The organism is Roseiarcus sp., assembly GCF_052145395.1.
Lineage (GTDB): Bacteria > Pseudomonadota > Alphaproteobacteria > Rhizobiales > Beijerinckiaceae > Roseiarcus.
On the sequence record NZ_JBKQOT010000334.1, the window covers coordinates 1 to 9,798 of the forward strand.

12 protein-coding genes and 1 pseudogene are annotated in these 9,798 nt (G+C 64.9%); 6 read left to right on the plus strand and 7 right to left on the minus strand.

Annotated elements, in window-relative coordinates:
* Positions 1-199: 199 nt before the first annotated feature.
* Positions 200-1,369 (plus strand): IS110 family transposase, encoded by a 1,170-nt coding sequence (locus ACLP25_RS11280; RefSeq protein WP_442469301.1) that lies wholly within the window; start codon positions 200-202, stop codon positions 1,367-1,369.
* A gap of 1,122 nt (positions 1,370-2,491) precedes the next feature.
* Here the strand turns inward: ACLP25_RS11280 and ACLP25_RS11285 are convergent.
* Positions 2,492-2,713, minus strand: a complete 222-nt coding sequence (locus tag ACLP25_RS11285; RefSeq protein ID WP_442469290.1) for a DUF2934 domain-containing protein — start codon at positions 2,711-2,713, stop codon at positions 2,492-2,494.
* A 362-nt stretch (positions 2,714-3,075) separates the two neighbouring features.
* Here ACLP25_RS11285 and ACLP25_RS11290 point away from each other — a divergent pair, with 362 nt between their 5' ends.
* Both ACLP25_RS11290 and ACLP25_RS11295 read left to right on the plus strand, forming a co-directional pair.
* On the plus strand, positions 3,076-3,285 hold the full coding sequence (locus ACLP25_RS11290; RefSeq protein WP_442469291.1) for a hypothetical protein: 210 nt from the start codon (positions 3,076-3,078) through the stop codon (positions 3,283-3,285).
* A complete protein-coding gene (locus tag ACLP25_RS11295; RefSeq protein WP_442469292.1) occupies positions 3,282-4,031 on the plus strand; it encodes an NUDIX hydrolase in 750 nt (249 codons plus the stop codon). The genes ACLP25_RS11290 and ACLP25_RS11295 overlap by 4 nt, the downstream gene beginning before the upstream one ends.
* 215 nt (positions 4,032-4,246) lie before the next feature.
* Here the strand turns inward: ACLP25_RS11295 and ACLP25_RS11300 are convergent, their stop codons facing one another.
* Together ACLP25_RS11300 and ACLP25_RS11305 are read right to left on the minus strand one after the other, a co-directional pair.
* The gene (locus ACLP25_RS11300; RefSeq protein WP_442469293.1) at positions 4,247-5,260 is read right to left on the minus strand and encodes a threonine ammonia-lyase; all 1,014 of its coding nucleotides are present in this window, start codon (positions 5,258-5,260) and stop codon (positions 4,247-4,249) included.
* Positions 5,261-5,456: 196 nt separating this feature from the next.
* Positions 5,457-5,801: a hypothetical protein gene (locus ACLP25_RS11305; protein WP_442469294.1), complete on the minus strand. Its 345-nt coding sequence runs from the start codon at positions 5,799-5,801 to the stop codon at positions 5,457-5,459.
* An 85-nt stretch (positions 5,802-5,886) separates the two neighbouring features.
* Here ACLP25_RS11305 and ACLP25_RS11310 point away from each other — a divergent pair, with 85 nt between their 5' ends.
* Positions 5,887-6,198 (plus strand): PilZ domain-containing protein, encoded by a 312-nt coding sequence (locus tag ACLP25_RS11310; RefSeq protein WP_442469295.1) that lies wholly within the window; start codon positions 5,887-5,889, stop codon positions 6,196-6,198.
* Between the two features lie 40 nt (positions 6,199-6,238).
* Here ACLP25_RS11310 and ACLP25_RS11315 read toward each other — a convergent pair whose 3' ends face one another.
* The 4 genes from ACLP25_RS11315 to ACLP25_RS11330 all read right to left on the minus strand — a co-directional run bounded on the left by ACLP25_RS11315 (position 6,239) and on the right by ACLP25_RS11330 (position 8,244).
* On the minus strand, positions 6,239-6,460 hold the full coding sequence (locus tag ACLP25_RS11315; RefSeq protein ID WP_442469296.1) for an SPW repeat domain-containing protein: 222 nt from the start codon (positions 6,458-6,460) through the stop codon (positions 6,239-6,241).
* Positions 6,457-6,606, minus strand: coding sequence for an SPW repeat protein (locus ACLP25_RS11320; protein WP_442469297.1), 150 nt, complete (start codon positions 6,604-6,606; stop codon positions 6,457-6,459). The genes ACLP25_RS11315 and ACLP25_RS11320 overlap by 4 nt, the downstream gene beginning before the upstream one ends.
* Positions 6,607-6,884: 278 nt before the next feature.
* Positions 6,885-7,253 (minus strand): SPW repeat protein, encoded by a 369-nt coding sequence (locus tag ACLP25_RS11325; RefSeq protein ID WP_442469298.1) that lies wholly within the window; start codon positions 7,251-7,253, stop codon positions 6,885-6,887.
* Positions 7,254-7,323: 70 nt separating this feature from the next.
* A complete protein-coding gene (locus ACLP25_RS11330) occupies positions 7,324-8,244 on the minus strand; it encodes a LysR family transcriptional regulator (RefSeq protein ID WP_442469299.1) in 921 nt (306 codons plus the stop codon).
* Between the two features lie 71 nt (positions 8,245-8,315).
* Between ACLP25_RS11330 and ACLP25_RS11335 the strand changes: the two genes are divergently transcribed.
* On the plus strand, positions 8,316-9,269 hold the full coding sequence (locus tag ACLP25_RS11335; protein WP_442469300.1) for an NAD-dependent epimerase/dehydratase family protein: 954 nt from the start codon (positions 8,316-8,318) through the stop codon (positions 9,267-9,269).
* Positions 9,270-9,312: 43 nt separating this feature from the next.
* A pseudogene (locus tag ACLP25_RS11340) lies at positions 9,313-9,798 on the plus strand (type 1 glutamine amidotransferase domain-containing protein); the annotation flags it as partial.

Sequence of the window (9,798 nt, forward strand, 5' to 3'; positions counted from 1 at the left end):
TCCCGCACGCCGGTTGGATCGCGCGTGAGCACCCAGCGGATCGGCGCCGGCGGCAATCCGGGGTGATACCAGACCGCCGTTCCGGTTGTGAATTCGAGAATGCAGCGTTGATCGCCGTACCAATAGATCCCATGGGGAGGTGGATAGCGACCAGCGCTCTGGCAGAGTGAGGTTGCGAACACTGACTCTGGAGACGACCATGCCAAGCGTAGCAGACCGACCCGAAGCCCCGACCGCTATCCAAACCCATCTTGCGGCCATTTTCATCTCTTTGGAACTCAGCCGCTCTATCTGGCTCATCACATCGCTGTCGCCGGGCTCCGGCGAAAAGATGTCGAAGCATTCCGTGCGGGCCGGTGACGTCGCGGCGCTTCTGGCGCGATTTTCGGAGCTGAAGCAGAAGGCGTTGGAACGGACCGGAAAATCCTTTCCGATCGTTGTCATTCAGGAAGCGGGTCTCGACGGCTTCTGGCTTCATCGCGTGCTGCAAAGCGAAGGCGTCGAAAGCCATGTCGTCGATCCGGCCTCGATCGCGACGTCGCGCCGTCGGCGGCGCGCCAAGACCGACAAGATCGATGGCGAGGCGCTGCTCCGCGCGCTACTTGCGTATAAGCGCGGCGAACCTCGGGTGTGCGCGATGGTGAAAGCGCCGACGCCGGAGGAAGAAGATCGGCGCCGCCTCTGCCGTGAGCGCAAGGTGCTGATCGCCGAGCGGGTCAAGCACGTCAATCGCGTCAAGGGGCTGTTGTTTTCCCAGGGTGTCTCCGGTTACGAGCCGCTGCGGCGCGATCGACGCCAACGGCTCGACGAGTTGACGACGGGCGACGGCCGTCCGTTGCCGATGCATCTCAAGACCCAGATTAGCCGCGAACTCGATCGGCTCGAACTGCTGCTTGATCAAATCAAGCGGGCGGAGGCCGAGCGGGACGCGCTGCTCGCCACGCCACAAGCCGCCGCGCCAGCGCCGGCGGGGAAGATGTTGGTCGACCTTAAGGGCATCGGTCCAGAGTTCGCCGCCAACCTCTGGTTGGAGGCGCTATTCCGCCACTTCGACAATCGCCGCCAGCTCGCGTCATACGCGGGGCTGGCGCCGACGCCCTGGCAAAGCGGATCGGTCGATCGCGAGCAGGGCGTTTCCAAAGCCGGTAATCCGCGATTGCGAACCACCCTGATTCAGCTTGCCTGGCTATGGCTCCGCCATCAGCCGCAATCGGCGCTGGCTCTGTGGTTCAAAGAACGGCTCAGCGGCAATGGCGGCCGTTTCAAGAAGTCGACCATCGTGGCGCTGGCGCGCAAGCTGCTGGTGGCGTTATGGAAATATGTCACCGCCGGCGTCGTCATCGAGGGAGCCGTGATGAAAGTCGCCTGACGACAAACGCTCAACAGAGTTTCAAATCTTCCAGGACCTGATCAGTTCTGGCGGATCCGGGTGGACGAACCGATCGATGCCATGGCCTGAAATGCCGATCAATAGAATGGTTTCGTCCTCCTGAGCCCCTGCCCGCCGCAAGCGGGATGTTGGTGCAGCCGTCTCGAGCGGCGACCGTATGTGAGGTTGATCGTGCTCGGAAACGGGCCGCGTCATGCAATCAGGCTCGGACCTCGGATACCGAAACCGCCCTCGGAGTTTGACACATGCCCGAATGAATGAGCCCTTGACCTAAAGCTCCCCATGTGAGCTCCCCATGTGAGGCGTCCCCTCGCCGCAAACCTGAGCCACAGTATGGCGGAGCCCGGAGCGCTTGCAGAAAAACCGCTTCTTGCTCAATCCCCATTCGCGCGCGTCGGCAGACCGAGCCGTCGACCTCTTGCCGAGCTTTGTTTTCCGCGCCGTCAGCCCTGTCAAGGGCGCGCGGAAAGCGCGCCGCGTCCGGCGGGTGTCCGGCGGGCGTCGCCCCTTGACTCGCGCGATTCGCCTGGACGATCCCCATCTACGCGCTTTGCAGAAAATGATTTGTGAGATTCTGAATATATGGCAGGATTAGTTCTGGATTGGCCGATTCCGGCCGCTCAACGAAACGGCCGCCCCGCGAGCTTGAGCCCACAGTCGCGGCCGGAAAGGAGGGTCATGAGCAAGCCGTGGTCCGGCGTCCCGTCTCGCGCCCTCGGCTCAGACGGCGCTGAGCGAGCCCACCCTACAGCGGCGCGCATTGCGCGCGTTCCCCGCCGTTTCGATTTTTTGCCGAAAGTCAGGTCCAACCTCTTGAGAAAGCTGGATTCACGGGTGGATAAGAGGCCGTTTTCGGCGCTCGAACGCGTGCTGAACGCATATCGAATGGCGCCTGAATGCGCGCCCAGTGGGCGCCGAACGCGGGGCTTCGACGCATTTCCGCGCGGAGCCGTTGACCTTGCCGAGCCGTCAGCCCTGTCAAGGCGCGCTGGCAGCGCGCCGCCCCCGGGCGGCCTTCGCCCCTTCACGGATTCACAACCTCAAAAGAGGTCTCAAGCACTTGGTCGACGGCGGGGAGCGTCGCGGGCCGCGCGGAACGGGTCAAAAGCTCGGATCTCGCCGTCTCTTCGTCCAATCCGCCGCCGTTTCACTGCGAACATCCGCAGACCGGCGAACGCCGGGCTTTTTCTTGCCCGACCGCTCTTGGCTTTCGAGTTCGGCTTTCGCGGCAAGCCAGAATTCCTGGCTGCGTCCCTCTGGCCTTCCCGCTTGGTCCCACAGTTGATAGGCGCGCTCGCGGATAGCCTTTTCCTTGGCATTCATGTTCTGTCTCTTCCCTGGCCGTGTTCGGGGCAGGCGCCAACGCCGTCCGTCACTGCACAAGGCAAGAATTTCGGGAGCTCATCTCTCCGGCTCCCGCAGGTCGCAAGGGCGATAGCGCCCGCTCTTTAGAATTATGTTGCTCCCATTCCGAGACAATTGCCACGTGGCATATCGTCTCTGCTGTCATGGCGATGCGCAAAGCGAAAGGGAATTACGGAGACAGCTTCATGCTTGTTGTCAATCTCAAACCCTCGGCCTCTTTTGCCGAGCTTTGTTTTCCGAGCCCTGTCAGGGCGCGCGGAAAGCGCGCCGCCTCCGACGGGCTTCGCCCCTTGACAGGGCTGAAGGCTCGGAAGAGGTCTATGCAAGAGGTCGAAGGCGGTGAGCGCCGCGGGGCCGGGGCAGTCATGGCGCTGATCAAGTCGTTTGAGCACAAATCGATGGACCGAAACTCGATTCACGACGCGATCGACGCGCGCATTGTCCTCGGATTCCACGTCCGGGACCTCTTGCGCTCGGCCTCGATCGGAGGGTCGGCGGTGATCGTGTCCGTGAGCGCGCTCGACCTGTGACGTCGCCGACTCGCATCGTCGAGGTGGCCGAACTCGACTTCAGGCTCGAACGTTCCCGATGGACATTCGCGCGGACGCACGGCGCCGCGATCGAGTCGCACTGGGCGCAACTCATCGAAAACAAGCCCGCCTTGTTCAACGGCCGCATATTGTTGCTCGGACGACGCGCGCTCACGCGCCGCGCCGACGGCGCGCTGAAGCTCGAGGGGGAGTATTTCGCGGCCGACTACGCCGATTTCATCGCCTGGCGCGACTTCGGCCACCCGGGCGAGGCGGTGGAGAACTGCTTTGCGATGGCGGCGCTCAGAAGCGCGGAGGGCGCCTTTCTGCTCGGCGAGATGGCGTCCCACACCATGAACGGCGGAAAAATCTACTTTCCGGCCGGCACCCCGGACCTGAACGACGTGTTCGACGACAGGGTCGACCTCGACGTCAGCGCGCGGCGAGAGCTTTTTGAGGAGACCGGCGTCTCCGCGGAAGACGCCACGGTCCAGAGCGGCTGGACCGTTGTGTTCGTGGGACAGCGCGTCGCCTGCATGAAGGAAATGACGCTGCCCCTGCCCGCGGAGGAAGCCAAGGCGCGCATCGACGCCTTTTTGGCGCTCGATCCGAACGCGGAACTCACCCGCATGCACATCGTGCGCCGCCCGGGCAACATCGACCGCGAGAGAACGCCGGACTTCGTCGTCACCTATCTCGAGAGAGCGTTCGCGCAGCGCGATCTGCCATTGGATCGGCCCGCCTGAAGTCGCGAACGGCTGCCGAGGCGCGCCCGCTCAAGTCCATGAACGACCATATTGAGCGACTTAGCCAACCTGGCATGGAGGCCATCGACGATGAAGCACCGTCTTTCGAGAGGAAGCTCGCCCGTCATGCGTTCAAGATTTTCTCGCTGTGAGCCAGCGCCTGAGCGCATCCATCTCGCGAGTTTAGCGGTGCGTCAATCGCGATTTCTGCACGGTCACAGAGAGATGTCGTCGTCCTGTTTGATGACCCATTTCTCGAAGTCGGTCGCAATGACGTTGCTCCCACAGATGATCGTCACAACCCGTTTGCCCCTGTAGCGGGATCGGTCCTCCAACATCGCCGCGACGCCAAGGGCGGCCGACGGCTCAACGATGAGTCCCGCATGGCGATAGAGCATACGCATTCCGGCGATGATGCTGTGTTCCTCAACCAGCGGGACGTGGTCGGCCACGGCCAGCAGGTCGTCCAGGACTGCCGGAATTGGGCGGCGGCCGGCAACGCCATCCGCGATCGTGTCGGTGCGGTCGGTCTCGACGACAGATTTGGCCCTCCACGACAACGCCATCGCCGGCGCGCCCTTGGGTTGCGCGCAAACGATCTCGACCGTAGGGGCTAGGCATTTGAAGGCGTAACCCACGCCCGTCGCCAAGGCCCCGCCCCCGAGAGCGATGAGCACGGCGTCTATGGGATCACCGTGCTCGATGAGTTCGAGTCCAATCGTCCCGGCGCCTTCACAGGTATCAAGGTTTTCGCTGTCCTCAACCAGAAACGCGCCTTCGCTGTCAGCCATCTGCCGCGCGAGATGGCGAGCATCGTCAAAGTCGCCGTCGACAATCCGCACGGTTGCGCCCGAAGCGCGGATCCGTTCCAACTTATACGGGTTCGCGGTGGCGCCAGCCACGACCGTTACGGAAATCCCGCGGCTTTGTCCGCTGTAGGCCAGCGCCAGCCCAAGGTTGCCGACGCTCGCACAAACGGCCGACTTGGGACCGGGGTTGTCGGTCAGCCGCGCCATGACGGTCTCGGCGCCGCGGCCCTTGAAACAGCGCACAGGATTTGCGGTCTCGAGTTTCACAATGACTTCGCAATCCAGCGCGTCGCCCAGCGCCGGGCATGCGTATTGAGGCGTGTCTCGGAAGACCGGTGAAATTCTGGGGACTGCGGATTTAATCCTTTCCAAATCTAATCGGGTCTGGGGTTTGGACAGGGTTTGCTTGGGCGGCAGCATGGACACCTCCGGCCTTCGAACTCCGACTCGCGAGGGTCGCAGCCTCAGGCAAAATGGGCGAGACCAATAAAATGGTTGGCGTGTGGCCACCGACTGGATTCCCGCGCAGTGCACCACACAGACGCAACCTGTCCCAGGATCGGCATCGGCGGCGTCGAATCGCGCCGCGCCTCACGGCGCAAGCGGCGCGGCGCCGTCAAAGCGCGGTCGGGTAGCCGTGGCGCTGCTCGGAGGCCGTGATCATCGCCTTCGCCTTGGCGTCGTCGCCCGCCGCGCAGACGCTCTCCGCGGCGCCAATCTCGCGCTTGATCTGATTATAGACCGACTGCGCCACGTGCCCCATCGAGAGGTCGTTATCCTGGACGGCGCGATAGCGGGCGATTGAGGCCTTGCAGTCGCTGCCCTCGGGCAACTGGAAATTCGCCGGCGTATAGGAAACTGTCCCTGGCGTCGGCGGCGGCGCGGAGGGCTGCGGGGCGGGGGCGTTGCACGCGCCGACCGCAAGCGCGGCCAACGCGACGAAAACAGGCGACGGCTTCATGGAACGACCCCCAGCGCGGAGCTTTTGTCGCCCCTACCCTCTTCAAAAGGAGGCGCGTGCGTCAAGGGGCGCGGACGCCAGCCTTATGCAAGCCGAATCGCCGAGCATCCCCGCCATGCCGCCGACCCCATCCTCGCCCCATGCCGAGAAGCGCCGCGCGCCGCGCGTCCGCCGCCTGCTTCAGGCCCGCTGTGTCTTCAACGGCGGATCGTCGACGCTCGACGTGACGTTGCGCAATATCTCCCCCCTCGGCGCGCGCATCGCGGGCGACGCCCTGATCTGCCTGCCGCCCACGTTCGAATTGAGGATTCTTGACGGCTTCGGCGGCTATTCCGCCCGGCGCGCGCGCCTTGTCTGGTCCCGCGGCGCAACGGCGGGAATCGAATTCATTGACTGAAGGGGGAGCGGACGCGGGGCCCGCTCCCGTCTCGCGCTTCTCAGTGCGCCGCCTGTTCCGGAGAGTGGAGCATCCATATCTCCGAAACCGACGCCAGCGCCACGACCAGACCGAGCACGGCGAACGCCCAGACCGCAGCGTGCAGGGCCGCGAAACCGAGCGCCCATGGCGCAATGATCATGAGCACGCCCGCAATCAGCGCGATCCAGTCCTCCCATTCGGCAGACTGGACGAGCGTCGCAATCGCCATCACGGCGATCACGATCCCGCCGACCCAGCGGTGCGCGCGGCCGACGTGTCGTCGGAGAAGCCCATCGCCCAGGGCGCGATGAACAGCAGAACCCCGCAGACGAGCATGATCCAGTCTTGAACGCTTTTGCCCCCGCGCCACGAAGTCTCGATTGCCATTGAAGCCTCCTTCCTCCGACGCGGCTTCGTTCAACGCCTTGTCAAAGGGTTACCCCCGCGATTGCGGCGATTCACAGCGAGACACAGACCTCGCGGCCGCCCAACGTCGAGGAACGCCGCGTGCTGCGCGCGACAGTCGGCTCACGCCTCTGCGCTGCGCCTTCGACACGCAACGCCCCTCGACGGGACGCTCTGCTTTGATTACGGGCGCGAAACGGCGGGAATCGAATTCGCCAACTGAAGGGAACGGGCGCGAGGCCCGCTCCCCTGCATTCAAGTCACCGCGCGGCCGGCGCCGGATTGTGGATCATCCAGATCTCCGAAACCGACGCCAATGCGACGATCAGCCCGAGCGCGACGAACGCCCAAAGCGCATAGGTCATGGCGGCGAAGCCCAGAACCCATGGGGCGACGATCATCAGCACGCCCACAACGAGAGCAACCCATTCCTCCCACTCGGCGAACTGGACGAGCGCGGCGATCGCCATGACAGCGATCACGATTCCGCCGACCCAAGCCGCCCACGCAGGCGCGGTGACACCCGAGAAGCCCATCACCCATGGCGAGATGAACAGCAGCGCTCCGCAGATGAGGTTGATCCAGTCTTGCGCGCTTCTAAACCCGCGCCATGAAGTCTCACTTGGCATTGAAGCCTCCTTCCGTAGACGCGGCGTCAATTAACGCCTTGATAATGAGCTAGGTTCAAATCGCCGCAGTTCAAGACGGCGCGTAGGCGGCGGCCGTCTCCTCGCGGAGGATTTTTCGGAACCATTGCAGCGCGGTGTCGGCGGCGCGCAGGCGAGTGGAGACAATAGTCATCTCCAGCGCGTCGTCGAACGGCGGCGGCTTCAGGACGAGGTCGAAGCTCGCCGCGAAGCGCTGCGCGAAGGCGGCGGAGATCGTGGTGACGAGGTCGCTCGCCGCGACCGCGGCGACCGTCGCCATGAAATGCGGGGTCGTGAGGCCGATCCGGCGTTCGACGCCGGCCGCGCCAAGCCGGGCGTCAATTTCGGAGACGCCGTCGCCGAAGAACGATACGGTCGCGTGCCGGTAGAGGGCGTAGTCGGCGAACGTCCATTCGAGGTTCGCCGCCGGATGGCCGCGCCTCATGACCAGCGCCAGGCGGTCGTGGGCGATTGTGTCGCTGACGGCGCCGGGAGGCAGGGGCGTGGCGGCCGTGGCGAAGCAGAGATCGATCTCGCCCAGCTCCATTCGCGCCATGATGTCCCGCCCGATCGGCGAGAAGGCGAGATCGACGTCAGGCGCCTCGCGCTGGAGCCGGGCGACGAGAGCAGGCGCGATGAGGATCGTCTGGGCGTCGGCTGCGGCCAGACGGAAGGTCCGCTTCAGAACTGCCGGATCGATCGCCGACGGACGGAAGAGCCCACGCAGGCCATCGAGCGCCGCCGCCACCTTGGGTTGCAGCGCTTCCGCGGCGGACGTCGGCGCCAGGCCGCCGCCGACGCGAACGAGCAGCGGATCGCCGAAAATTGCACGCAACCGCGCCAGCGCACGGCTCATTGCCGGCTGGCTCACGCCCACCTCAGCCGCCGCGCGTGTGACGCTGCGCAGGCGAAGCAGCGCCTCCAGCGCCGGAAGCAGATTGAGATCGAGCGCGGATAAATTCACCTCACGCATGGTCGAAATAAAAACTATTCATTTGTGATATAGTCATGGCGGTATCCTCCTGGCAACCTTGGAGGCTCCCCATGAACGACAGGATTGTGATTTTCGGATATGGCCCAACTGGGCGCGCGACCGCGGCGCGCCTTCTGGCCGAGGGACGCGAGGTCGTGGTCGCGCAACGCCACGCCCCGCCTGACCTGCCCCGCGGCGCGACCTTCGTCGCCTGCGATACGCTCGAGCGCCAGGCTGTGGTCAAGACCACCGGACAAGGGGGGCAGTTCGTGGTCACCATCGGCTTTCGCTATGACGGAGCGGTCTGGCGCGAGGACTGGCCCAAGGCGATCGGCAATTTCGCCGCCGCCTGCGAGGCGACCGGCGCCCGTATGGTGTTCGTCGACAACCTTTACATGTACGGGCCGCAAACCGCGCCGCTCGTCGAGACCATGCCGCTCACGGCCTACGGCCGGAAACCCGCGGCGCGCGCCGTCGCGACGCGGATCTGGATGCAGGCCTGCACCGAGGGCCGCGCCCGCATCGCCGCGTTGCGCGCGCCGGACTTCTATGGGCCCGGCGTCGGCAACAGCTATCTCGGCGACACGTCAATTGGCGCCATGGCCAAAATGGCCAAAGGCAAGGCGGCGTTTTTCATCGGCTCGCCCGACATTCCGCACGACTACACCTACGTCCCCGACATCGGCCGCGCCGTGGTGACCCTCCTTGCGGCCCCGGATTCGGCCTATGGGCAGGTCTGGCACGTCCCCTGCGCCCCCACGCGAACGACACGCGACATTCTGCAGCTTGCCGCGGACGCGCTCGGCGTCCGGCTGAGACTCAACATCCTGCCGGCCTTCCTCCTCGGCCCGCTCAGCCTCGCCGTCCCCTTCATGCGGGAGGTGAAGGAGATGCGCTTTACCTTCGACCGGCCCTATCGCGTGGAGTCGAGCAAGTTCGCCAGGGCATTCTGGTCGGACCCGACGCCGTTCGAGGACGGAATTCGCAAGACCGCGCTCGCCTTCAAGGCCGCCGCCAAGGGATGAGCGCGGGGTATTGCCGACTCTGGAGCCCGCGCGGACATCAGGAATGCACAAACCACCGCCAGACTTGCACCGGCTCCGCGAGAATGGACGGCCCCACGACCGGCTGGGCGACACTGGCCACAAGACCGGGTTGTGGCTGCAAGAATTCGCCGCGCCCTCCTACGTTTTCAGAGACGCAGGCGCGGAGGCCACGCTGGCCTCGCCCGAGGGAGGGCAGCCGCGCTCGACTCGCGGAGCAGCGAGGCCAGCGCTCAGACCGACGCGACGCGTCGATTCGAGTCCGACGTTGAGGCGAAGGTCGCGCTCGCGCACACGAAAAAACTCTCGGACGTCGCGGCGAAGGACTTCGACGCGGTGTTCTACCCCTGCGGCCATGGCCCCTTGTGGGACCTCGCCGAAGATCCGGCTTCGATTCGCCCGATCGAGAGCACGGTCGCGGCCGGAAAGCCGGTGGCCCTCGTCCGCCCCCGGGGCGTTGAAACGCGTGAAAGGTCCCGATGGCGAACCGCTCGTCGCGGGCAAATCGGTC

Excerpts from the sequence above, each read along its gene's own strand:
- ACLP25_RS11310 (WP_442469295.1), top strand. The coding sequence starts at position 5,887 with ATGCAAGCCGAATCGCCGAGCATCCCCGCCATGCCGCCGACCCCATCC.
- ACLP25_RS11305 (WP_442469294.1), bottom strand. The coding sequence starts at position 5,801 with ATGAAGCCGTCGCCTGTTTTCGTCGCGTTGGCCGCGCTTGCGGTCGGC.
- ACLP25_RS11280 (WP_442469301.1), top strand. The coding sequence starts at position 200 with ATGCCAAGCGTAGCAGACCGACCCGAAGCCCCGACCGCTATCCAAACC.
- ACLP25_RS11320 (WP_442469297.1), bottom strand. The coding sequence starts at position 6,606 with ATGGCAATCGAGACTTCGTGGCGCGGGGGCAAAAGCGTTCAAGACTGG.
- ACLP25_RS11300 (WP_442469293.1), bottom strand. The coding sequence starts at position 5,260 with ATGCTGCCGCCCAAGCAAACCCTGTCCAAACCCCAGACCCGATTAGAT.
- ACLP25_RS11335 (WP_442469300.1), top strand. The coding sequence starts at position 8,316 with ATGAACGACAGGATTGTGATTTTCGGATATGGCCCAACTGGGCGCGCG.
- ACLP25_RS11290 (WP_442469291.1), top strand. The coding sequence starts at position 3,076 with ATGCAAGAGGTCGAAGGCGGTGAGCGCCGCGGGGCCGGGGCAGTCATG.
- ACLP25_RS11325 (WP_442469298.1), bottom strand. The coding sequence starts at position 7,253 with ATGCCAAGTGAGACTTCATGGCGCGGGTTTAGAAGCGCGCAAGACTGG.
- ACLP25_RS11330 (WP_442469299.1), bottom strand. The coding sequence starts at position 8,244 with ATGCGTGAGGTGAATTTATCCGCGCTCGATCTCAATCTGCTTCCGGCG.
- ACLP25_RS11285 (WP_442469290.1), bottom strand. The coding sequence starts at position 2,713 with ATGAATGCCAAGGAAAAGGCTATCCGCGAGCGCGCCTATCAACTGTGG.